We start from the raw sequence: 20,721 nt of genomic DNA, 5'->3' as shown, positions 1-20,721 counted from the left end.
GTTTGAGCCAGTGGCAGAGGCGATCGAAGGTGTAGTGCAGATGATTACTATTCCCATTCAAAAGGTAAGACCCAAGAAGGCGACGGTGAAGTTTGGCATGGAGATGGCGGTTGAGTCTGGACAACTGGCAGCAGTGATTGTCAAAGGCTCCGGCAAAGCAAATCTCGAAATCACATTGGAATGGGAACCACAGGATAAGATTGAATTATGAGCCAGCTAGAGGATCTGTTGCGACAATGCACGGTCAAGATCGCCCTCTCCGAGCGATGGAGTATAGGTACAGGTTTCTTTGTGGCTCCTGAATGGATTCTCACATGCGCTCATGTGGTGCGAGAGGCGAACGGTGAAGCCGTCCAGGTACGGTGGCAAAACCAAGAGAACTGGATGCAAGCGGTGGTAGAGCGATCGCTACCCGATCCGCATGACTTAGCCCTACTGCGAGTGACGGACTCGACCGATGCCAACCTCCCTTGTGTTTATTTGGATGCAGCGATTCAATCCCGCGACCACCTTTATCTGTTTGGTTATCCCGATGACTTTCCCAATGGGTGTCCCGCGACGTTTGACTGTGAAGGTTTAACAGGGGACAATCCTGCATACATCAAATTTGCACTGGGGCAGGTGCGACCAGGAATGAGTGGTTCGCCGCTATTGAATCAGCGAACGGGTAAAGTGTGCGGCATCGTCAAGTTTACCCGCGATCGTTCGAGCGACCTAGGTGGAGGAGCAGTGCCTACCGCCGCGATTTTAACTCTGTTTCCAGATCTGGTGGAACGGCAGCGAAACTTCCATCAAAGCGATCGACGGTGGAGCGAACTGTTGAACTCGACTATTGTTGACGAGCGAATTCCACAGAATTTACCCTCAAATGGAACCTCAGCGTTTGTGGGACGCGAGGCAGATATGTCAGCACTGCATGAACAGTTCCAGCAACGTGAAAGGGTTGCCATTGCCTCAATTCATGGCATGGGAGGAATTGGGAAAACAGAATTAGCTTTACAGTATGCGTTGCGTCATTTAGCAAGGAAAGTCTATGTTGGGGGCGTGTGTTGGTTGCGCTCTCGCGAAGAAGTGGGAACGCAAATTGTATCGTTTGCGCGATCGCAGCTCGGTTTGGAGCTGCCAGAAAAAAGGGAGTTGCCAGAGCAAGTGAAATGGTGCTGGCGCAATTGGCAGGCAGGTGAAATTTTAGTAGTGTTTGATGACGTGCAGCAGTACGCTGATATCGAGCCGTATCTACCTCCGCCTGGAGAACCCCGCTTCAAGGTGTTAGTAACGACGCGCCTGTTCAAAATTGCGAAATCGGTTTGGAGTTTTGAAATTGAGGTACTGGACGAACTATCAGCGCTGAATTTGTTAAGAGCGATTGTCTCGGATGGACGAATTGATCGAGAATTAGAGATGGCAAAGCGTCTTTGTAAGTGGTTAGGCTATTTACCACTTGGATTGGAGTTAGTGGGTGAATATTTAGAGAACGATGCTGATGTAAAGTTATGGAGTGAAGATGAAGATTGTCTTGGTCTATGGCAGCGATTGCAAAAAGCGCGTCTAGACGCGATTGCTTTGAAAGAAACTTACTCAGGAATGACGGCAACCGAGGGAGTTGCAACGGCGTTTGAGTTGAGCTGGAAGCAACTAAGAGAATCAGAACGGCAACTTGCCGTACTTCTGAGTTTATTTGCGCTGGCAGAGATTCCGTGGGGACATGTCCGAGCGTGTTTGCCGGATTTGAGTTCGGATGAATTGGAGATTTTGCGGAAAAAGTTGTTAGGATTGCACTTGCTGCAACGGACGGGTGAGGGGTTGTACCAACTTCATCAATTACTGAAAGAGTTCTTTGCATCAAAGCGAGAGCAACGGGCAGATGCAGCGCAATTGAAGCGGAAGTTTTATGAAGTAGCGATCGCTGAGGCAGAAAAAGTTATCAATAAGCCAAGGCAATCGTTGTTGAAAGAATCAACTATGACGATTGCTCATTTGAAAGAAGCAGTCGAATTTCTAAAAGTACTGGAGCAAGAGATTGATGTAGCAACCTGCTTATTGTGGATAGGTGCGCTCTTTCACGCTCAGGGACAATATAGAGAAGCAGAGCCTTACTCGTTTCAAGCTTTCACAATTCGCCAACGGCTGTTAGGCAACGAACACCTTGATGTTGCAGAGAGCCTGAGCGATTTAGGAATCATCTATTGGTCGCAAGGACGATATAGCGAGGCAGAATCCCACATGCTCAAAGCTCTCAAAATTCGCCAACGGCGCTTAGGCGACGACGATCTCTTGGTAGCATCTAGTCTCAACAATCTAGCAGAAGTTTACAAATCGCAAAAGTGCTACAACCAGGCAGAACCTTGCTTGCATCAAGCTTTGCAAATCCGACAACGGAAATTAGCTAGCGACCATCCTCTAGTAGCACTCAGCCTCCACAATCTGGCGCAACTTTACTCTAAGCAAAAGCGCTACAACGAGGCAGAACCACTCTACCAACAAGCTTTTACGATTCGTCAACAGAAGTTGGGCGAAGAGCATCTCGATGTCGCACGCAGTCTCAACGATCTCGGCTTACTCTACTATTCGCAACAACGCCACAATGATGCAGAATCCCACTTGCTCAAAGCCCTTGCAATTCGTCAACAGAAGTTGGGCGAAGAGCATCCCGATGTCGCACCTACTCTTCACAATCTCGGCTTACTCTACTGTGCGCTACAACGCTACAATGATGCAGAATCGTACTACCTCAAAGCATTACAAATTTCCTTAAACAAGCTGGGAGAAGATCATGATTCCACGCAAAAGGTTAGAGGAAGCTTTCGGTCGCTCCTGCAAAAAGCCATTCAAGAGAATCGAACGGAAGGACTTTCAGACGATCCAATGACGCGATCTCTCCTCGACCAAATTCGATATGAAACAGACTAGAGGAACAGCAACAGTTTGGAGCAGGCGTAGCAGTAATAGGTGTGACTTGCAAGCTTATCCCTCTTTAATCACTTTAGTGATAGCAAATCCTGGAACCTGCTTTAGATAAGGATTTTGATAAAACTCCTACAAATAATGGGAAGTGTTAGGAAATCACGCACAAAAGCTCTACACAGCAAATGTTTCCAAGTTTTAGCAATATTTTTCCTTGTCTAGAGTGATATGAGAGGGATATGTAATTCTCAATGGGGTGAGCCGAGATATATGCAGGCATAGTACCACTGACATTGCAGACATTATGGGGGAACAGTAGCGACGCTGTTATGAGCCACCACTCTTGCGCTATTCAACCTTGTTATATCGGGCTGCCAGAAAAATTTTTCCTAACCTCAAACGAGTTTTCAATTGTAGGAGTTTGATGGCTAGAATCCATATCAGATATAGGTTTCAGTCTTAAGTGGCTCCAGGAGTGCAATGCACGCTACCCTTACGCCATGCACAAAGGTTTCTAACTAATCTTCACAATTCACCTCCAACCAAACCAATTGAAGCCAACAAAACACACCCTAGTGGCTCTGTGTGGTCGGTCGTGGGTCACTGAGTTTGCACAAAAGCACTATCGCTGCTTTGGTGCGCTTGTACAAGGCGTGACTGCTTGCCTACCCTCAGCCCTGAAAGAATGCGCTCGCGTACAGCTTCAAGGGAAGGCTGCTGCCCGTGCTGTTGCCTGAGATCGGAGTTTTCCGCACGAGAGGCGTTGGACTCCCCCAACAATTGGGTCTCCAGTTTTGTAAGACGCTGCAACACAGTATCTCGCACAAGATGAGATAACTATTCGACAGAATTTTCTAGCGCGGTAACAGTTTCCCTTGTCTCCATTAAATATAGAATCTAGTTTTTTGTGACACAGTTGCCGCAGGTTATCTGTAACTCTTAATCGTTCTAAGCAGATAAATAATTGCTAATTTATATTTAGTATAATTTCAAAAAATCAACTGAGTGCTACTGCAAATACTCCAATGGCTAACATAACTAATCTCAGCTTTGGAGAAGATTTTAGAGGTGGAAACAGTCCAAATGCTGGGACGATTGAAACCAAAGCTAATTCTGGTCTACCAACCATAAAATTGAGTAATGCTAGCAGAAGGAAGAAAGTGCTAAGCGCCCAATTTATTGCTATGTCAAACTGTTTATAATGATTCATAAAAATTAAGTATTTTAGCCGTACTAGTTATAGTAATACGGCTAACAGGTGCAAAAAGCAAGGGCTTGTTTAAAGCTACACCCTAAATCGATTCAATAGCTCCTCGCGGGATGATTGCAAAAGCAGGCGAGTAAATTCTTCTGGCTGTAACTCAAGCAGTTGGGTGATGATGGCGGATAGTTCATCATCTAAAGAACCAAAGCGGACTCTAAGCAGGTTTTCTATAGTAGCGCGGCGTTCTGTCTGTATGCCCTCCTGCCGAGCTTCTTCCATTCGTTGCAAAAAAGCTGGTGACAAGTCCATGATGTATAGTTAAGTATCTTTTAGAAAGTGTGCCAGCAGCTCATCAAACAAAAGTTCAAGTATTACTTATTAACTGGGGATTAGTAGGCTCGTAATGCAGAACGATTAGCTGAGCAGCGAGCAGAGGCAACATAGCATAAGTGCGTCCGTCGTCATCGCTGAATTCAACTAGAAAAGTATCCTCATCAAGCTTTTCGACAACAGTACCCACCTGACCGCGTGATAATCCCCGTTCAGACAAATTCTCACTCAACGCTACGACATCTAGCAGATTAATTGTATTGTTCATAGTTTCAGTCTCCCTTAGAGGACATAACAACTTGTTAATCGGGGAAAATCTTCGCCATGACGAACGATCCAACTACTGCGAACTATTACCTGTCCAGTAGATCCAATCATGGGAAAGTCTAGCACGTATAATTGACCGAATTCAGTTTCGTCAGTCGGTGTTGCGTCATAGCTTTGAGCAGCGTTTAACAAAGTAGCTTGGAGTTGTTCTGCATCTTCAGCAGTTAGACCAAGAGCTGCTGCAAAGACACGCGCTTTATGCCGACCGCGATGATGCGTTGTATTTAGGCAATAGTCTCTTAATTTCGCTATGTCTACGATAGCGCGATCGGAATTGGGAAGCTTCATTCGACAAATCTCTATATATTCTTGCCATGCTTAAAAGTTTGCGAGAGAGGAAAGCGCTCCTGGCTCGTACCAGTTTTCAAAGTTTTTTACGATCCACATCGAAAGTGACAAAAATGCTAGCATAAGTTGCTACAGAAACTCTTCATGGTAAGAGCTGGCGTTAGCCAGAAAATGTACTCAGTTGTGTAGCAGGCTATGGCGAGAGGTATTATTTTAGAGCTGTCAAATTATTTTGATTTTGACAATACATTCCCTTTGCAGCGTCATTTACAGAGCAAATAAGTGTTAATCTCCCTGCTCAATTTCTTTCTTCATCTTTTGTCTAATAGATTCATCAGACTGCTGGCTCAATAATCGCTCCTGCTGCTTTCGTTGTTGCATGGATGACTGTTGTAGAAACCCCCCTTTCTCGTCTTGGTTGAATTCGCAGATAGTAGCTTTATCTCCCTTTTTAGCTTTGTACAACGTGCCACGGTGGTTGTTTTCATCGACGATATGAAGAGTTTCAGTAGGGGCGTGGTAGATAGCTCTAAAGTTGGCATTAGCGAATGTAGCTGTTTGAATTTCTTCTGACATATTAGTAGAGCTAGCTTGCAGGCTTTGGAATGCCAGGGAAAGCATTTTCTGTTCCCAAGGTTGTCGTATTGCGGTTGAGGGTGATGTTGCAGTAGTGTCAAGCACTCGGACATTTTCAGGAATGCATTGCAAAAAGCCATCTTTGGGTTCAAACTGATAGCCGTTCTCGGCAAGAAATTGTTGAACGAGCCGATCCGTACCTCTAGCATCACCGACTACAAACGATGCACCAGCTGCTACAGCGCGTTCTAGCAGGGGGATGTATTGCTGGGCAAAGACTTCTTTAATCTTTTCTTCGGACGCGCCACGCCAGGGACCAGAACCACTGACCATAATCGTGTCGTTAGCCGAATACTCTCCTGTATTGGCGCGATCGCCCCAAGCTGTTTGATAATTGCGAGTAGAAGATGGTGTATCTGGTGGTGCGGCTGAAATACCGATGAATTGGGTTGCCACTTCTGCCATTGCGATATCTTTTGTCATGTGAGCGGCAACGGCAGAGTTGATTGGCGTTAACCCATCTAGTGGGTTTTTCGACTGTGTGAGTGGAGTTTTTGATTCTTCAGCGATCGGGAGTTTTCCCTGAGCGATCGCGGTCTTTGGCGTTGTTTGGTTGTCAACTGATACTGTAGTGCCATCGTTAGGAGCGATCGCGTTCTCTGGCTGGGTTGCCTGGTTGGATTGAGTCCACTTTTCGGGATACCTAACTGTTTGTGGATCGACAACTATATGGGCAATAGTGGCAGGGTTGTCTTTGAGAGTGGCAGTAAATTGGAATCCTTGAACTGGCACTCCTGTGGCTGTTAGCTTTTCCTTGAGGGCAGCGAATGATTCTTGAGCGATCGCCCCCAATACTTTGCCATCAACTAGAGCAATTGGAGTAGGCGATCTGCGCCCATTGGAGTTGCTCTTGAAGCCGATAGTTACTTTTACAGAGTCGTCGTTCCAACTATAACCAGCAAAGGCGTGTTTTTGGATTTGGGTAATTTTGAGTTGATTTCCCTTACTACTGGTGGCGATGGCGCTGGCACTGGGAGGGGAAGTAATTGTTGCTAGCGCCTCTGTCCCTGTTGGTAACTGCGGGGATTCGCTGCGAAACATAGCTAACTGCTTGCCCTCAACGAAGACGAATCGCTCTATCGAGTTAGAGTCTGTAGGGTGGGGCTGCTGTTGAATGCTGATGGGTACTGTCTCCCCCTGCCACTGTCTTCCCAGGTATTCGTTACTGGAGAAGTGCATCCCGACTACAGTAAGTGAGGTAAATTGTAATTCTTTGAGTTGTTCTATAACTCGTTCTGGAAAGGCAGCAAACGCGACGCTGGCTTTGCGCTTGCCTTGATAATTTTGATTCTCCTCAGTGTGGGTAATGTCGTGTAAAGCAGCTGCTAGCGGTAGCTCCTGGTCTTCTGGGGTAGACTGCCTCACGGTTTCTAAATACTCGCTGGCTTTGGCAAATGCTGCTTCGACCATGCTCTTGCTGACTCCTGGTTGGAATGCAACTTTGCCTTGCTTGATTGTCATTCCTGCCTGGAGATTGTGTTCTGTAACCGACGCTGTGCTAACCGTGCCAATAGTTTGACTAACTTTTTCACCTGTTTTTGGATCTACAAAGATGACGTTAGCTGCCACAGTGTAAGGCATCTTTTTACTAGGCTTGTGTCCTGTCAACTCAAGATCTAGCTCTTTAGCCTGCCAAAATTGTAGATTTTTAGACCCATCAAATTCATTTAAGTTAGTAATTTCTATCGAGCGTCCGCTTCTAGGCGAAGTCACAATTAAACTCAGTCCTGGTTCAGTTTGTCTTTTTTTCTCTAACCCAATAGCTTCTTTAATTAATTCGTTATAAGTATTCTTGATAGCAACTGCCTGGTTTTTCTGTTCTGCTGTAAACTCAATCCCAGGATACAAAGCCCTAAACTGCTCGGCAGGACGAGCGACGAGTTTATTTTCCTCAAAGTGTTGGTTAGTCTGCTTAATCATCAGATCGACGGAACTATAATTAGCAGTCTTCATCCCCCGCTCTAAAAAAGCTTCTTTACTTTTTTTGTCAACCAGCCAAGCTACAGATTTGTAGCTACTAATTTCCTGACAATATTTGAGGATAGATTCGTCAGGACGCAAGGCGCTTTTGGGACCATCCGCTGCTACTTGCAGTTCGTTAGATAGTTCGCCCATACAGCAGCGCAGTAGCTCTTTAACTTGTTCTAGCCCTCGTTCGACCTGTATTTCCCTCAGTTTTGCTGGCAGCAGGTTAGCAATAGAATTGACTTGCTCCAACACTTTTTCTGGTAGCCTTAGTTCGCCCTTATCGTGCCGAGCAGCTACTTCTTTCATATGTGCGGATATGCGTTTGAGATATCCAAATTTCTCTTCTTTGGGGATTAACTGGGTTTCCCATTGCAGTGCCACATTCTTCTGAATTTCGTTAGCAATAATGCCAATTTTATTTTCCATTGCACCCACAGCAATTTCTTCAAACGTGCCTGTATATGGAATTTTGGCTTTTTTGACGACATCAGGATAGCGATTTTCTGGTAGGTTGTATTCCTTAACTTCAACTGCCAGAGTGGGAAAATCTTTAGCAGGGGCAAATGCGAGGCGATCGCCATCAAAGTCGCATTGCATATTGTCCATCGCCGTTTTGGGATGGATGTGAACGCACCCTCGCAGCTTCATCGCTTCGGGTAAGTGGCGATTGGTAAGGACGATGACCCCGTTGGAGTTGATTAGGGGAGAGCGGGTGACGATGACTTCTTCACCTTCGGGAATGAAGGGGACGCAGATTTCATTTTCCCCAAGCTTGAGACTAGGTTGAGCTAGTCCTGCTGTAAATTTGATCGCGCGTCCGGTGGCTATGTCTACCCATTCGGAGCGGACGAACTCTTGCAACTCGGCAATAATTTTGGGGTGTTCTAGAATTTGATAGTGTCCTTCCAAGTCAGCTTTGAGCAGGCGATACACCAATTGGTCTTGCTGCTGGTGCTGTTGAGGGATCTCACCCTGCATCAGTTGGTCGAAAACAGCATCAAAATCTGCTAGGTCTTCTGCTGAAGAGGACTCTTGGGAATTCAGCAGTGCTTTGCGTCGTTCGTAAGTTTCTACATAATGCTGTGCGAGTTTGCGCGGGTCTGATTGAATAGAAGCTAGGATCAGCGCGTCCATTTCTAGCCGAGGCAGCACGTCAGCTTCCACCGCACGGGGGTAATTGACGAGAATTTGAGTACCAAGACTATGCTCCCCATACTCTGCCAGTGTTTTGACACCTAACCCGACTGTGAGGTTATGTTCCCCTGGCGCGATTGCGCTTTCGCCCTTCCTACCTTTAAATGAAGACGTGGCAAGGATCATGTCGTATCCAATCTTGCCATCGCGCAACAGTGCTTCTCCTACCTTGTCCAAAGCAGCAGGGGCTAGCGTACCTTTGGCAATCCGCGCTACGGGACTTTCCTCTTGTTCTTTAATGCCCAGCCGAAACTGGAAGGGTGTATTGATGCTAAGTGTAAGATCGGACGCTATGTCTAAATCGATTAAGCCTTTGCAATCCCCTACCAAATTTTTAGCCGTATCTTTAGGCAAGACTCCACCGTTTTCGCCCGTGACATCATCTATGACTAAAATTCGTAGATTTTGGAGTTCTCTAAAATCGCGACATGAAGTGAATAGTAAACTACCATAGGCTGCTCCATCAGATGCATTTGGATAGACTCGCTCTTTTGCATTGGTGTCGGAGGCGAAGAACATTCTTTCGCCAGAAGCAAACTGCAATGTTTTGCCTTCATGCTCGCCTAAGTCAGTAGCGGTAGTGATGCCAGGATAAACCGTACCAATGGCAAACTCGACATCTGGATATAAATATTCTGCTAGTGTATTATTTAGCTTTTCTTCCGCGCCTGTATTTTGCTTCAGCTTGGAATCAAAGTGCTTAAGTATTATGGTCACGCTTAATATACGAGATAAAATCTAATTTGGCTCTCCTCAATTCTTGAGCTATATTGATTGAATTAGGTTTTGGTTTTGCGAAAAAATACGGAAGTTTTATAAAGATATGACTAACTTTAATTCATCTAACTCAAATAACTCTTATGTTGTAAAAGCTTCCGTAAGAGATACAGAGATGATTGTTGACTTGCTAGCTGAAGGATTAGTGGATATTGACGATTTATACGATCCTTATGAAGAACAGCGAAAAGAGGAGCGTAGGCAAGCTGTAGAAGAAATTAAGCGTACTGCTAAGAAGCAACTTGAATCTATCAAGGAATGGGTAGAATTTTAGAAAATGGCAGCACGTTAACCTATCAGATTAGGACAATGCTAGTTGGGGTAGATGCTTTTATGGATGCGCGAGGCGCATCCTGCGTGCCTGGAAGCTAGGGGTTAAAATTAACTGATTTGAGGGATAGGGAGATAAACGATTTGATCTTGATATTCATCCTCAAAGGCGCATTCGGCAATCAGAATTAACTCATTAATTGTTTCGCCGATACTCATGTCAGGATTGAGGATAAAAATACCTGGGACGTGGCAATTTTGCGCGATATGTTCTGCTAAATGTACGGGCATGGAGGTACGATTATTGGTAACGAGAATAAAGTTATTTGCCTCGCACCACAGCAGAATCTCTGGATCTAACGTGCTTTTAGGGGGTGTGTTAGGTTCTCCTACTGCCCAGACAACTAGATCGGGGGACTGTCGCCGCAATTGTTTAGTATAAACTGGGTCAACATTTTCATCCATCAGATATTGAAGTGTCACAGGCTGTTTTGAGTGCTTCTTTGGTGGCTTTGATTTTCATCAATCTTTGAACAACTGGCGGCGGATTACGTCGTTGTTCTTCTCGCATTTTTCGCCCCCACTCTAACCAGTCTGCCATGTATTGACTAATTTTTTCTTTTTCATGTAGGTAATAGAGAATTGTGGCGTAGACTTGTTCTAAGGTAATAGTTGGGTAGGTTTGGGAGATTTCTTCTGGTGTACGAGCGCGATAAATATACTCGTACAAAACAGTTTCAATACCAATGCGAGAGCCTTTCAGCCTAATGTCATTAGGGGCGAGAAAATTGAAGTAATCTTCTAGTTGCATAATTTAATTCTCCTGTGCAATTAAGGGCTAGTTTGTTAGTCTTCCAGTCAGTAACTCTTCCAACATTGCTCGGAAGAGTTCGTCTAGGATTGATATTGCTTGATAGTGAGATTGAGAAATAGATGGATGTTTTAGTGCTTTATTCTTCCTTAAACAATGAGTAAAAGCTATCACTCTCCAATGAAGGGGTAAGTCTATCTCACTCATCCTTACCTCTCCCTTTCAAATCCAACAATTGCCAAAATCTTATATAGCAACGAACCATAAGCCATTCATAGATCGTCAGGCATGATGATAGCAAGCAATTGATTTTTATTCTTTCGGTAGATTCTAAAATCACTATCAAGAGTGAATACGGCACTTTCAGCAGATAATTCTGCTATTCGTACTAAACAAGCATCAGCCAAAGACATAGGTACAGATTGATACCGGACGAGCAGTTCTTTAACAGCAGCAGTTTCTTCATCTAAATGAAAGGGGATCTGAATCTTTCCAGTTTCTAGTAAAGAAATCAATGCCTCTTCACCTCCGTAAACATTTCGTAAGAGAAAACAAGCCTCTGTAATTACTGCTTCACAAGTTAGTAAAGGTTGATTAATGGTAGCTAACTCTGCATTCACCCACTTATGAAGCTGCTCCCGACGATTAATAAAAGCTACTAAAGGACCCGTATCAACTATGACCCTCTGCCTCATTCTGTACCTAATCCCTCAAGATGTTTTTTATTGGTAGCAAGATCTCCAGGACCACCATCAACACACCCAGCAAACTCTTGAGCTGCAACCAAAAATGAAACTGACTTCTGCTCATCTTTATTGATGTTTGGCTGTGGTACATTACTTTGTAAAACCTTGATGAACTCCAAAACTTCCTGCTGTTTGTCTAGCGGTAGTTTTTCTAGTTTTTCTATAATTACTTCCTTAATACTCATTGCACCTCCATAAATTTTTATGCTGCAAGCGAAACAATTCGCTTCACTTTCTACATTCTTTACTCGACACTAATGACTTGTTGCACAATCTTTTATTCAACTAATTCGATTGTATTGTAGATTCAATCTTGCCAATACCGAGAGCCAAATCCTTATCTGCCCATTCCCTTTCCTGCCGTGCCACAGCCAAATCCGCCAAAATATCCTGTATTGGGCGGCGTGTAACCTTATCATTTACCTCCACAAACTGCGACAGGCTGAGATTGTAGTCAATCATCCTCGGACTCCTCCTCAAGATCTTTGAGCTTCCTCTCAAAGGCATCCTCCACCCATTGAGTCAGAGTTATTCCCTTAGCCTTGATGCTATCTCTAATTGCTTTGTCCATATCTAAGGTGACGCGGACGCTGAGCGTCTTGGTACGCTCCCCCGTACCAGCCTTGTCTACATATTGATTCTTCCCAATCGGATTACCTACAAATCCTTTGGGCTGTCCTTTTCCTGCCATTCTCTGTGTGAGTCTGAAGATGCTTCATCTTTATTTTGTCATACGAGGTTAGATTATACTATTATAGCAAGTATTACATGCTATAATAAAACTACCAATAGCAATTAATTGCAGATTGGACAGCACTTGATTAAAGGGGAAAGGAAACCCCCTGTTGATGCGATGGCTCAGACAGAAGATGATTCACGCGCTCCAGAGTCGCTACCTATCTCGTACTTGGTACTTGACGAAATCCGCCGCGATGGTGGAACCCAGCCTAGAGCTGCTATCGACTTGAAGCACGTTAAGCTGCTGGAAGAGCAAATGGAGGATGGCAAAGAACTAGAACCTGTCACCGTATTTTACGATGGTACAGATTATTGGCTGGCTGATGGATTTCACCGCTTTTCGGCTCACAGCAATCAAGGTGCATTGGCGATCGCCTGTGTCATTTATCAGGGATCTCGTCGAGATGCAGTTCTGTACTCCGTCGGGGCTAATGCTGACCATAAACCCGCTTTGCCCCGCAGTCGCGAAGATAAGCGCCGTGCAGTTATGACTTTACTTTGCGACCAGGAGTGGCAGGAGTGGAGTAACTATAAGATTGCTGCGGCTTGCCGAGTTAATGAAAAGACGGTGCGGAATATCCGCTCCTCTCTCACTACGGATTTCCGCAGTGAGAAATCTACTCGGATTTACAAGACCAAACATGGCGCTGTTGCCAAGATGAACACTGCTAACATTGGTAAGACGACTCTTACACAACCAGAGAAGCTACAAAGTGGCGATCGCGTAATTGTTACCATCGCTCATCCCCTCTTCCCCAGTCAGTCTGGTACAATCTGGGAGCTACCTAACCCTGACTCTGCCATTGTGGAATTTAACACAGGAGAACGAGAGTTAATTAATCTCAAGCATTTGAAACCTGCTACTGCCCCGCAGTTGCATTTACATGAAGGTGGACTGGTAGAGATCGATTCGCTTGATAACAAAAGGATTCATGGATATAGGGGGCGGATTGCTGCTGTTGGGGAAAGCACTGTTGAAGTTTGGGTGAGGAATATAGATAGGATGATGATGCACAACCATATTCTCAAACATCAGCAGGTTCAGCCTTTGCCATTGGAAGAGGAACCACAGTTAAAGGAAATATGCGATCGCCTCTCCAAGTTGCGTTCGTGTAGTCTAGACCCGTTTGAGGTGGAGATCCTGAATCTGCTGGAGCGACCTGTAGTGTTTACGCCGACTGAGCTAGAATACCTAGCTCACATCGAGAAGCGTCATGGAATTGTGCAGGATTGATTGTTAATATGCTTTCAAAGCAACTGATAGCGAGTCAACGCCTCCAAAGCTAAAGCATCCAAGTACTCGCAAGTATGTTGCAGTTCAAAAGTATTGTCAGTCGCCTTTATTGCTGTTGCACTGCCAACACATAATTTGCAAGTTGCTATAATCAAACATTTTCTCTGGATAACGAGCTTTATTAGTCTTGTGGTCTAGAGTGACATAGTTCGGGTGAAAGTAAACCGTACCAGCTCGATCGGTAACTTTCTTGCCCCATTTGTCCATATATTCATAGCTGGTGGTGGAGTAAACGAATTAAGCAAACGTTCTGTACAGTAAGTGTTAATATTTATGTGTTCAAATTTTTTCTATCCACTTTTCTAGAGCAATATTTACTAAATATTCTACAGGAGAAACTTCAAAATGAGAGTTTTCTTGTATTATTACATTCGTTCTTTTTTGGATAAAATCAACCGTATAGTAAGTTTTAAAATACATAATCTTGTTAGGATTTTGGATCAACCATGTATAAGCTAAAAAATCATAGCCATCGACAACAGAAGAAAGTCTAATTGATGAAACATTAATCCAGTCTTCAGTTTCTACCCACATCCAAAAATTAGCTTTTCTCTTATCTGGTGGTAGCAATGGTAGTTTCAGAAATAATCTAGTTCGTTTACCACCAAAGCGAAAGCTATGTACATTTTTAGTAGCAATTTCAATACAAGACTTACTTTTGCCGTTTCCATAACTAGCAATTCCTGTACTAACTGTTTCTCTCACTCGTGGATGAAAAGATAAAATTTTTTCTCTTAGCTTTAGAATTATATTTCTGTTATCATTAGAGCAATCACTCAGTAGGTTCAAGAATGCTCTAGATGGGCTGTTAATCCTCTTTTGACTAGTTTCTACAGAGTTATATGGAATAATAATTTGCCTAACAATAGAATTATCAATATCTTTTAACTGCAAGTAGTAAGTTTCGTTTTTAATAACTATTGAGTATTTTAAAAACTGAATAAATAGAGTATTGTACTTACGGTCGATAAAATTATGCTTATGAAAAGAAGGGGCTATAGCAATCAAATTTATTTTTTGATTGTAGTTTATTTGCTGACTAAAGGGTTTTTCGTATTGGATACCATCGTAGTAGCGAGTAAGTTGGTGAACGATATATCTGTCTTCACTATTTTTTAACTCAATGATTGTTAATTGTCGATCGTTAGAAGTAGCTAAGATATCACAAATTTCATTATTGACATAATATTGTCGTTTCAATGGCGTAAGTTCTAGTAACTCATTTAGCCTTGACCAAACAAACTCTTCCAAAGCCAATTCACTCTCGAACTCAAATCCTAATCCCGACTTTCTCAACATGGTGTTCGTCTAGCTGTGAACAGTGCCATCCGGCATGATAGTACCGCTTAGGTTTGCCCCATCTAAATCAGCTCCACGGAGATTTGCTTCCTTTAAATTAGCTTTTTCTAGGTTTGCACCACCTAAGTCTGCCCCGCGCAGGTCAGCTGAAGTTAAGTTAGCTTCACTGAAATTGGAAAAACACAACCAAGCTCCGCAGAGACTAGCATGGCTCATGTTAACTCCACTCAGGTTTATTTTCTGAAGATCCTGCCCAGTTAGATTTACCGAACTTAGGTTAGCACCGATGAGTTTTGTCTTTTCACTAAACACTGCCTTCCTCAAATCACTTCCACTGAGATCTGCGGCAGCTAAATTTGTTCCCTTCAAAGAAGCTTCCATTAGGTTCACACTTCTTAAGTTTGCCGCAGTCAGGTTTGTATAATCCAAATTGGACTGACTCAAGTTAGCTCCATTCAGATTTGCTTGAATCAAGGCTGCACCATTTAGATTAGCTCCAACTAGGTTTATACCACTCAAGTTAGCTCCACTTAATTCTGCACTTATTAGGTTACTACCAGCTAGGTTCTTATTTTGCAGTGAGACGTTATGAGCAATCAAATAAGCACCAGCTAAAGCTGGTTCAAAACCATTTGGGAAGACAGTTCTTGTGTTGTAGAGTGCTTCTTGCAGCTTGGCATTCTGAAGATTTGCTCCTTCAAGGTTTGCCCCTAATAAGTTGGCTTTACTTAGATCGACATGACTTAAGTCCATATTCATTAGCTTTGCTGCTCTTAAATCTGCCCCACTCAAGTTAGTTGCAGTGAGGTTAGCTCCACTCAGGTTTATATCTGACGACAGGCTAGCCCTGCTGAGATTTGCTCCACTCAGGTTAGCTCCACTCAGGTTTGTACCATGCAATCTGGCTCTGCTTAAGTTTGCCTTTCTTAGCTTTGCTTTTCTTAAATCGGCTTGGTAGAGATTTGACTGAGAAATGTTTGCATTGTCTAGGTTTGCTTCTTCTAATTTTGCATTAGTTAAGTTTGCCTGACTGAGATCTGCTCCCTTGAGATTTGCTCCATTTAACTGTGCCTGATTTAGGTCAGCACAATTCAGATTGGCTTGACTTAGGATTGCTTTACTCCAGTTGACACCTCTATAAACCGAATTTTCCCCACTGAGATTAGCTCCACTCAAGTTAATTCCAGTGAAATCCCGTTCTTTATTGTTATATCGCCTCAAAAATTCTTCAGGAGTGACTAGTGGTTCCTGACTATCTTCATTTGAAGCATCAGTATCTCTGTCAGTTTCCCTATCATCAGGATTCACCAAAATAGCATCAGGTTCCTCGCCTATATCCTGCACGTTTAGTGAAGCTTCCACATCTACAAGAGCCACCCAACCTCCTGTAATACTCTCATCCATAACCTGTGTATCCTGCACTTGGGCAGCGTCAAAGCGGTCAATCAAGCCCTGGACTATGTAGGGATCTGTAGTGCGAATTCCCACTTCCCGTTCTGTACTCTGGACGCTGGAGGTCAGCATATTATGGCTACCTAACATGGCAAAGGTAGAATCGCATACCAAGAACTTTTCGTGGGTTCCTAACAGCTTGAGGTTGAAAAAGCCAGGATAATCCCGCTCCAGTTGTCTCAGGTCTGGAAGGGCATTGTACCGCCAGCCAATACCTATCCGATTGCGATCGCTCAAATGCCCCCAACCAATGAAGATCTGACAATTGCGGTTTAGGCAATCCCTAAACTTCTGTATTAATTCGTTGTCAATGCTGTTGCGGTTGAGCCAGGGGCAAACAATAATTAGCCGCTCTTGGGCTTGCGAGAGTGCTTCGAGCAGTACGGCTCGGCTACCAGCTCTGTCAAACACCAGCTGATATTCACTCGAAGGCGCTTGTGTGTGCTGTTGCTGGATCTGCTCTTGGGGACGCGCCAGACTTGAAGAACGCCGTCGCCGTCGCCGATGGATAATTGAATCGGGTTTTTGTTGACTTTCTGGCTGAGCGCGATTCTCCTGTATCGATCTGTCAACCACTTCTACTGGCACTGACGATGAAGCTTCATAGCGGAGTTGCTGGCGTAGCTGGGCTAAGGCATCCTCTAGCACGGCTAGTTGTTCTAGATCGGGTCGATTGTTGAATTGTTCGCCTAGCTCATCTAATTGGCGCTTCGTTGTAGCGATGTATCTGGCTAGAACTTGTTGCTGCCGTTCTAATTGTTCAATTTTAGAGACAAGGGAATCACGCTCTAGGTTCGACATATTCTCGCGCTAACTTTTGCGATCACCCTATCCACGAGAGTTAGTAGTTTGAGATAGGGGCTTCTCCATGCTGACAGTAGGAATAACAAATAGGGTTTAGAGACGATAAAGAGTTGCATGAAGAGTTGGCGATCGTCTCTGTCGAGCGCATCAAATCTTAACTAGTTGCTTCTCGATCCGTGCTGCCAGCTTTTCTCTTGCCAGTTAATAGTTCTAGATCTAGTTGCAAACGAGCTTTTTTCTGAGGATCTGAAGTGTTAGCAATTTCTTGCGGCAGCTCTCTTATCCTAGCTTCAAGCTTCGAGCGCATCCTTTTCCGGAACTCACCTGTGGCAATTTCTCGAATTCGCCGCAGTTGCTCCTCTTCTGACATGACGGGACCAGTTGTGCAACTGCACTCCAGCTCGTATAGTTCTTCTTGCCATTTGGCAATCTCTTCGTCAGTCATTTACGTTTCCTCAAACTGTTTTTACCGCCGCTTGGGAGCCATTACTGTTGCTAATGCAGCCTGTTTGTAAGTCTAATGTCAAACTATATCCCTCTAAAAAACGGATCTCCAATTTATTATCATTTATCAATATTTCTTCCGTAATATCGGGAAAATCTTCATCAACTAAAATCGAGAAATCTGGATTGAAAAGCAAGACTTCTGTTTCGGCACGGACAGCAATGAACTTCTGGGCTGCTATGATTTCGAGAAGATTGGAGCGAAGTTTGAGTGCAACTCTCTTCTGCCCTGTAGAACGATCGATCGCTACCAAGTATTGATCGACTCCTACCCAAACAGTCTGCCCATCTGCTGATACAACTATTTCTGGATTGATCGGTTGGCTATTCCAGCCCAGCCCGTAAACCCCAACTCGTTCGCCTAGATCGAGCGAGGCAAATCTACGGGGGTGTTCGTCTACAAATACCTGTCGGGAGCCATCGATTTGACTAAACTCTGCTCCTGAAATATTTCGTATTTTCATGAAAAATCTCTAAAATATCCGACCATAGCTTTGCTTAGGTAGGGTAGTTGAATTACTTTTGAAATGATATTTCTTTATCAATAGGTTGGTGATGTAGAACCATCAACTGCACTGCTCGTAGTGTTGCAAATGCGTAGGCACGACCATTTATATCGCGCTTACTCAACCTCAAACACCCCAGGCTCGTATTCCTCAACAATCGTTCCTACCTGTCCCCGATACAATCCTAGTTCCGGTTTGTCTTCTAACAATGCAACCACATCGAGTAACTTCATCAGTCCTTTATCCCATGCATTTCTCTAAGAGCAGCTAAATGCTCGTCAGACCTTTTCCAGGCAAGTTCAAGCTCAAATAACTTCTGTTGAAGAAGTTCTTTGTAGTCAGGACTATTAGCCTCAGCTATTTGAGCTATGACTTTATCTTTTCGAGTCTGCCACTTTTGTCGATGGCGTTCAAGGTTTGGATCGAAAGTATCGAAACCCATTTCTTCAGCTTGGGCTAACTTTTCTCTAAATCTTGCCTTTTCTTCAGCAGTCATGATGAGGCAATGTACAACTCAACAAATCTTAATAACCAGTCAATAGCTCTAGCCTTAGCTCCAGCTTCGCCTTTTTCTCTGAGTCAGTTGTAGTGGCTATTTCTCGCCTTAATTCTTCCCTTCGGGCAGCCGCTGCTTCACGTCGCTTTTGCCGATGATCGCCAGCTAAAAACTCCTTAATCCGCGTCTTTTGTTCTTCTTCTGTCATTCCCAACCGACCAGCCATCGCGCTCGACTCCAATTCATACAACCTTTCTTGTTTTTTAATGATTTCCTCATCACTTAACTTATCAGTCATAGTTGTTTCCCTGTTTCTCCACCATGTAATTAACCTTACCTTGATCTCCGACCCGTTTCCCAAAATAGCCTTTGTTCTTCCAGAAACCTAAGAGCCGCGTCCTCAGTCAACTCCCAATCTCCTTCATCACTTTCTACAAAACCTATATCTGCATAGAACTGTTTGGCTCGTTGGAGTGGATACAACCTGATGCGACCCGAAAAACCTAATTCAAAGCTTTCCTTTATTAGTTCTTCCATGAGGGATGTAGCAGCACCTTTTAGCGTTTCGGGCTGGTTTTTCAAGACATTCCAAGGCGCATTCGTCAGTGCATCAACGTCCAAATAATCGAAATATGGTTCCACAATTGCTCCAGCTTGTAGCCTACCCAATTCATCCCTGACTCCCCGAAAAATTTCTGGTTCAGCAACAGCCCGATCGGAGATATAAATAACTTTCACGATACAGTCGCCAAATTCTGTACCAAGCGGTCGCTCAATGTCATTCTCAAATAACTCGCGCACGTAGCTTTTGATTTTGTCGCTCCAACCGTCAATGTCTCGTTGAACAGTTGCATCTGCTCTGTTTACCAAAGTGAATTTATTCATTGTTTGCGTCTAACTAAAGCAGTATATATATACGCGGTAGTGTTGCCCAGATACGGAGGTGTTGTATCTGGGCTTTGACATCAAGCAGTGAGTCGAGCGAGCATTTCATTTTTGGTCAGGTGCAAACCCTTACCGTGAGCGTTCCGCCATTTGATATTGCGTTCTGTGCAAAGCTTTCGTAGCCGCATAGCTGTCATTTCAGCTAGTACAGCCGGAGCCGCTTCGACTTGCGATCTCGCCCACTCTTTCTTGGACTTCGCTTTACTTGATTTTGTGTCCATCACGGGTTGAAGCGTTGCAACTGGAGTTGTGGCAATCGGCGCGGGAACTGCACCCTTTGGAGCTGTCAATTCTGGCTCGGACATTGGCATCAGCTGGGGGGTGAGTGCAGCGTGTTCCCAGCAGTCAAACAGACAGGCGTATAGATCCAGGGCGAAGATTGCGATCGAGGCGATAGCGACAGTTTGGATCAGAACAGTCAATAAATCTTGCATTTGAGTCTCCTTGTACTGCTGGCGTTGTGTGTAGAGAATTGCCAGCTTATAGTGCGCCTTGGGAGTCGAACCCAAGCGGAGCGGTCAACCGGACGCGCCTCAAAGGTATTTCTTTTTGCCTTCTTCGTAACCTTTGCAATAGAAAGGATTTTCCGACCGAGGGGGGAAACCAAAATCTGCGTGTTGAAAACCCATATTGTAATAATGCCAGTCTATGCCTTCCCACAAATCCCGATCGGCAAGCCGCTCGCATAAAGGACGGGGTTCTCGCACGGCTGGTTCGCGGTCTTCTTGGATGTAGTGGAAGCCTTCGATAAATTCTGGTTGCATGGGGAGAGATTGCTATACTTCTCTCCCCCTCAAGCGTTAGCTTGGTTCTTATGCGAATGGCACTAAGTTAAGTGCAAACTTCAGCCATAGCAGCTTTCAACTGGCGGCAGAGTAACTTGCAAGGCTTAAAGCTAGAGAATCATATTGGTGCTATTTGGTACTTTATTCATCATTAAAATACTGCTTACAGGCTTAAGCTAGCGATCGCTACATATTTACCACTACGGTTCTCCTCAACAAAATACTACCTATAAATTATCCATTGATTAATTAGTAGATTTTGAGCAGCTCATTTTGAGCAACCTTGAGTTGATTTGTCGTTGGTTACACCTCTGGGAGGTTAGCTCAGAAAAATGCTCATCCGTCTCTATTGATCGACAAACCACAAATCTTACATCGCTTAGTTTATTGGGAAATCTTGCTGCTGTAACGCAACGCTTCGCTTATTTTTAGCTACAACTAAA

General features: G+C 44.2%; 26 protein-coding genes and 1 pseudogene. 5 read left to right on the top strand and 22 right to left on the bottom strand.

The window, feature by feature from the left end:
• The 3 genes from C7Y66_RS14690 to C7Y66_RS30545 form a co-directional block, all read left to right on the top strand.
• The coding region (locus C7Y66_RS14690; protein ID WP_199197442.1) for a CU044_2847 family protein at positions 1–211 on the top strand (211 nt) is incomplete at its 5' end.
• Positions 208–2,910, top strand: a complete 2,703-nt coding sequence (locus C7Y66_RS14685) for a tetratricopeptide repeat protein (RefSeq protein WP_106546161.1) — start codon at positions 208–210, stop codon at positions 2,908–2,910. The genes C7Y66_RS14690 and C7Y66_RS14685, both read left to right, overlap by 4 nt.
• 545 nt (positions 2,911–3,455) lie before the next feature.
• Entirely contained in the window at positions 3,456–3,641 is a 186-nt protein-coding gene (locus tag C7Y66_RS30545; RefSeq protein ID WP_146149796.1) for a hypothetical protein, read from the top strand.
• A 260-nt stretch (positions 3,642–3,901) separates the two neighbouring features.
• Here the strand turns inward: C7Y66_RS30545 and C7Y66_RS14675 are convergent, their stop codons facing one another.
• The 5 genes from C7Y66_RS14675 to C7Y66_RS14655 all read right to left on the bottom strand — a co-directional run bounded on the left by C7Y66_RS14675 (position 3,902) and on the right by C7Y66_RS14655 (position 9,568).
• Positions 3,902–4,114: a hypothetical protein gene (locus tag C7Y66_RS14675; RefSeq protein ID WP_106546159.1), complete on the bottom strand. Its 213-nt coding sequence runs from the start codon at positions 4,112–4,114 to the stop codon at positions 3,902–3,904.
• A gap of 75 nt (positions 4,115–4,189) precedes the next feature.
• Positions 4,190–4,417 carry a hypothetical protein gene (locus C7Y66_RS14670; protein ID WP_106546158.1) on the bottom strand — a complete coding sequence of 76 codons (228 nt, stop codon included), beginning with the start codon at positions 4,415–4,417 and terminating at the stop codon, positions 4,190–4,192.
• Between the two features lie 55 nt (positions 4,418–4,472).
• The gene (locus C7Y66_RS14665; protein WP_106546157.1) at positions 4,473–4,706 is read right to left on the bottom strand and encodes a DUF4926 domain-containing protein; all 234 of its coding nucleotides are present in this window, start codon (positions 4,704–4,706) and stop codon (positions 4,473–4,475) included.
• Positions 4,707–4,720: 14 nt separating this feature from the next.
• Positions 4,721–5,053: a DUF6883 domain-containing protein gene (locus tag C7Y66_RS14660; protein WP_106546156.1), complete on the bottom strand. Its 333-nt coding sequence runs from the start codon at positions 5,051–5,053 to the stop codon at positions 4,721–4,723.
• A 285-nt stretch (positions 5,054–5,338) separates the two neighbouring features.
• A complete protein-coding gene (locus tag C7Y66_RS14655; RefSeq protein WP_106546155.1) occupies positions 5,339–9,568 on the bottom strand; it encodes a hypothetical protein in 4,230 nt (1,409 codons plus the stop codon).
• A 175-nt stretch (positions 9,569–9,743) separates the two neighbouring features.
• On the opposite strand from C7Y66_RS14655, the gene C7Y66_RS31115 reads away from it, so the two are divergent.
• A complete protein-coding gene (locus C7Y66_RS31115) occupies positions 9,744–9,902 on the top strand; it encodes a hypothetical protein (RefSeq protein ID WP_158265932.1) in 159 nt (52 codons plus the stop codon).
• Between the two features lie 107 nt (positions 9,903–10,009).
• Here the strand turns inward: C7Y66_RS31115 and C7Y66_RS14650 are convergent, their stop codons facing one another.
• The 6 genes from C7Y66_RS14650 to C7Y66_RS14630 form a co-directional block, all read right to left on the bottom strand.
• A complete protein-coding gene (locus C7Y66_RS14650) occupies positions 10,010–10,381 on the bottom strand; it encodes a DUF5615 family PIN-like protein (RefSeq protein WP_106546154.1) in 372 nt (123 codons plus the stop codon).
• Positions 10,356–10,709 carry a DUF433 domain-containing protein gene (locus C7Y66_RS14645; RefSeq protein ID WP_106546153.1) on the bottom strand — a complete coding sequence of 118 codons (354 nt, stop codon included), beginning with the start codon at positions 10,707–10,709 and terminating at the stop codon, positions 10,356–10,358. The genes C7Y66_RS14650 and C7Y66_RS14645 overlap by 26 nt, the downstream gene beginning before the upstream one ends.
• Positions 10,710–10,981: 272 nt before the next feature.
• Positions 10,982–11,404, bottom strand: a complete 423-nt coding sequence (locus C7Y66_RS14640; RefSeq protein WP_106546152.1) for a type II toxin-antitoxin system VapC family toxin — start codon at positions 11,402–11,404, stop codon at positions 10,982–10,984.
• The gene (locus C7Y66_RS14635) at positions 11,401–11,640 is read right to left on the bottom strand and encodes a DUF2281 domain-containing protein (protein WP_106546151.1); all 240 of its coding nucleotides are present in this window, start codon (positions 11,638–11,640) and stop codon (positions 11,401–11,403) included. Before C7Y66_RS14635 ends, C7Y66_RS14640 begins: the two co-directional genes overlap by 4 nt.
• 100 nt (positions 11,641–11,740) lie before the next feature.
• Positions 11,741–11,917 (bottom strand): hypothetical protein, encoded by a 177-nt coding sequence (locus tag C7Y66_RS31870; protein ID WP_199197441.1) that lies wholly within the window; start codon positions 11,915–11,917, stop codon positions 11,741–11,743.
• Positions 11,910–12,146, bottom strand: coding sequence for a hypothetical protein (locus tag C7Y66_RS14630; protein WP_106546150.1), 237 nt, complete (start codon positions 12,144–12,146; stop codon positions 11,910–11,912). The genes C7Y66_RS31870 and C7Y66_RS14630 overlap by 8 nt, the downstream gene beginning before the upstream one ends.
• A gap of 162 nt (positions 12,147–12,308) precedes the next feature.
• Here C7Y66_RS14630 and C7Y66_RS14625 point away from each other — a divergent pair, with 162 nt between their 5' ends.
• Positions 12,309–13,427 carry a ParB N-terminal domain-containing protein gene (locus C7Y66_RS14625; protein ID WP_106546164.1) on the top strand — a complete coding sequence of 373 codons (1,119 nt, stop codon included), beginning with the start codon at positions 12,309–12,311 and terminating at the stop codon, positions 13,425–13,427.
• Positions 13,428–13,523: 96 nt separating this feature from the next.
• Here the strand turns inward: C7Y66_RS14625 and C7Y66_RS33425 are convergent, their stop codons facing one another.
• The 11 genes and pseudogenes from C7Y66_RS33425 to C7Y66_RS14570 all read right to left on the bottom strand — a co-directional run bounded on the left by C7Y66_RS33425 (position 13,524) and on the right by C7Y66_RS14570 (position 20,257).
• On the bottom strand, positions 13,524–13,694 hold the full coding sequence (locus C7Y66_RS33425; protein ID WP_199197440.1) for an HNH endonuclease: 171 nt from the start codon (positions 13,692–13,694) through the stop codon (positions 13,524–13,526).
• 72 nt (positions 13,695–13,766) lie between these two features.
• Positions 13,767–14,744, bottom strand: a complete 978-nt coding sequence (locus C7Y66_RS14615; RefSeq protein ID WP_158265931.1) for an endonuclease NucS domain-containing protein — start codon at positions 14,742–14,744, stop codon at positions 13,767–13,769.
• Between the two features lie 51 nt (positions 14,745–14,795).
• Complete coding sequence (locus C7Y66_RS14610; RefSeq protein ID WP_106546148.1) at positions 14,796–17,039, bottom strand: pentapeptide repeat-containing protein; 2,244 nt, start codon at positions 17,037–17,039, stop codon at positions 14,796–14,798.
• A 157-nt stretch (positions 17,040–17,196) separates the two neighbouring features.
• Positions 17,197–17,487, bottom strand: a complete 291-nt coding sequence (locus C7Y66_RS14605) for a hypothetical protein (RefSeq protein ID WP_106546147.1) — start codon at positions 17,485–17,487, stop codon at positions 17,197–17,199.
• Positions 17,488–17,497: 10 nt separating this feature from the next.
• A complete protein-coding gene (locus C7Y66_RS14600; RefSeq protein ID WP_106546146.1) occupies positions 17,498–18,010 on the bottom strand; it encodes a hypothetical protein in 513 nt (170 codons plus the stop codon).
• A 52-nt stretch (positions 18,011–18,062) separates the two neighbouring features.
• A pseudogene (locus C7Y66_RS33420) lies at positions 18,063–18,285 on the bottom strand (DUF4926 domain-containing protein).
• Positions 18,285–18,548 (bottom strand): hypothetical protein, encoded by a 264-nt coding sequence (locus tag C7Y66_RS14590; RefSeq protein WP_106546145.1) that lies wholly within the window; start codon positions 18,546–18,548, stop codon positions 18,285–18,287. Before C7Y66_RS14590 ends, C7Y66_RS33420 begins: the two are co-directional and overlap by 1 nt.
• 28 nt (positions 18,549–18,576) lie before the next feature.
• Positions 18,577–18,846 (bottom strand): hypothetical protein, encoded by a 270-nt coding sequence (locus C7Y66_RS14585; protein WP_106546144.1) that lies wholly within the window; start codon positions 18,844–18,846, stop codon positions 18,577–18,579.
• Positions 18,847–18,881: 35 nt separating this feature from the next.
• Positions 18,882–19,433, bottom strand: a complete 552-nt coding sequence (locus C7Y66_RS14580) for a hypothetical protein (RefSeq protein WP_106546143.1) — start codon at positions 19,431–19,433, stop codon at positions 18,882–18,884.
• Positions 19,434–19,513: 80 nt separating this feature from the next.
• Positions 19,514–19,927: a hypothetical protein gene (locus tag C7Y66_RS14575; protein WP_146149795.1), complete on the bottom strand. Its 414-nt coding sequence runs from the start codon at positions 19,925–19,927 to the stop codon at positions 19,514–19,516.
• Positions 19,928–20,026: 99 nt separating this feature from the next.
• On the bottom strand, positions 20,027–20,257 hold the full coding sequence (locus C7Y66_RS14570) for a hypothetical protein (protein ID WP_106546141.1): 231 nt from the start codon (positions 20,255–20,257) through the stop codon (positions 20,027–20,029).
• Between the last annotated feature and the right edge of the window lie 464 nt (positions 20,258–20,721).

Origin of the sequence: Chroococcidiopsis sp. CCALA 051, assembly GCF_003015105.1 — a bacterium.
Taxonomy (GTDB): domain Bacteria; phylum Cyanobacteriota; class Cyanobacteriia; order Cyanobacteriales; family Chroococcidiopsidaceae; genus Chroococcidiopsis; species Chroococcidiopsis thermalis.
The sequence above is the reverse complement of the archived record's forward strand: the minus strand, read 5'-3'. Positions and strand labels throughout refer to the sequence as shown.

What these genes read in the sequence shown, in the direction of transcription:
- C7Y66_RS14585 (WP_106546144.1), bottom strand. Translation starts at nt 18,846, where the DNA reads ATGACTGATAAGTTAAGTGATGAGGAAATCATTAAAAAACAAGAAAGG.
- C7Y66_RS14575 (WP_146149795.1), bottom strand. Translation starts at nt 19,927, where the DNA reads ATGCAAGATTTATTGACTGTTCTGATCCAAACTGTCGCTATCGCCTCG.
- C7Y66_RS14630 (WP_106546150.1), bottom strand. Translation starts at nt 12,146, where the DNA reads ATGGCAGGAAAAGGACAGCCCAAAGGATTTGTAGGTAATCCGATTGGG.
- C7Y66_RS33425 (WP_199197440.1), bottom strand. Translation starts at nt 13,694, where the DNA reads ATGGACAAATGGGGCAAGAAAGTTACCGATCGAGCTGGTACGGTTTAC.
- C7Y66_RS14640 (WP_106546152.1), bottom strand. Translation starts at nt 11,404, where the DNA reads ATGAGGCAGAGGGTCATAGTTGATACGGGTCCTTTAGTAGCTTTTATT.
- C7Y66_RS14600 (WP_106546146.1), bottom strand. Translation starts at nt 18,010, where the DNA reads ATGAAAATACGAAATATTTCAGGAGCAGAGTTTAGTCAAATCGATGGC.
- C7Y66_RS14570 (WP_106546141.1), bottom strand. Translation starts at nt 20,257, where the DNA reads ATGCAACCAGAATTTATCGAAGGCTTCCACTACATCCAAGAAGACCGC.
- C7Y66_RS14665 (WP_106546157.1), bottom strand. Translation starts at nt 4,706, where the DNA reads ATGAACAATACAATTAATCTGCTAGATGTCGTAGCGTTGAGTGAGAAT.
- C7Y66_RS14670 (WP_106546158.1), bottom strand. Translation starts at nt 4,417, where the DNA reads ATGGACTTGTCACCAGCTTTTTTGCAACGAATGGAAGAAGCTCGGCAG.
- C7Y66_RS14660 (WP_106546156.1), bottom strand. Translation starts at nt 5,053, where the DNA reads ATGAAGCTTCCCAATTCCGATCGCGCTATCGTAGACATAGCGAAATTA.
- C7Y66_RS14675 (WP_106546159.1), bottom strand. Translation starts at nt 4,114, where the DNA reads ATGAATCATTATAAACAGTTTGACATAGCAATAAATTGGGCGCTTAGC.
- C7Y66_RS14685 (WP_106546161.1), top strand. Translation starts at nt 208, where the DNA reads ATGAGCCAGCTAGAGGATCTGTTGCGACAATGCACGGTCAAGATCGCC.
- C7Y66_RS14580 (WP_106546143.1), bottom strand. Translation starts at nt 19,433, where the DNA reads ATGAATAAATTCACTTTGGTAAACAGAGCAGATGCAACTGTTCAACGA.
- C7Y66_RS31870 (WP_199197441.1), bottom strand. Translation starts at nt 11,917, where the DNA reads ATGATTGACTACAATCTCAGCCTGTCGCAGTTTGTGGAGGTAAATGAT.
- C7Y66_RS14645 (WP_106546153.1), bottom strand. Translation starts at nt 10,709, where the DNA reads ATGCAACTAGAAGATTACTTCAATTTTCTCGCCCCTAATGACATTAGG.
- C7Y66_RS14625 (WP_106546164.1), top strand. Translation starts at nt 12,309, where the DNA reads ATGGCTCAGACAGAAGATGATTCACGCGCTCCAGAGTCGCTACCTATC.
- C7Y66_RS14590 (WP_106546145.1), bottom strand. Translation starts at nt 18,548, where the DNA reads ATGACTGCTGAAGAAAAGGCAAGATTTAGAGAAAAGTTAGCCCAAGCT.
- C7Y66_RS31115 (WP_158265932.1), top strand. Translation starts at nt 9,744, where the DNA reads ATGATTGTTGACTTGCTAGCTGAAGGATTAGTGGATATTGACGATTTA.
- C7Y66_RS14605 (WP_106546147.1), bottom strand. Translation starts at nt 17,487, where the DNA reads ATGACTGACGAAGAGATTGCCAAATGGCAAGAAGAACTATACGAGCTG.
- C7Y66_RS14635 (WP_106546151.1), bottom strand. Translation starts at nt 11,640, where the DNA reads ATGAGTATTAAGGAAGTAATTATAGAAAAACTAGAAAAACTACCGCTA.
- C7Y66_RS14610 (WP_106546148.1), bottom strand. Translation starts at nt 17,039, where the DNA reads ATGTCGAACCTAGAGCGTGATTCCCTTGTCTCTAAAATTGAACAATTA.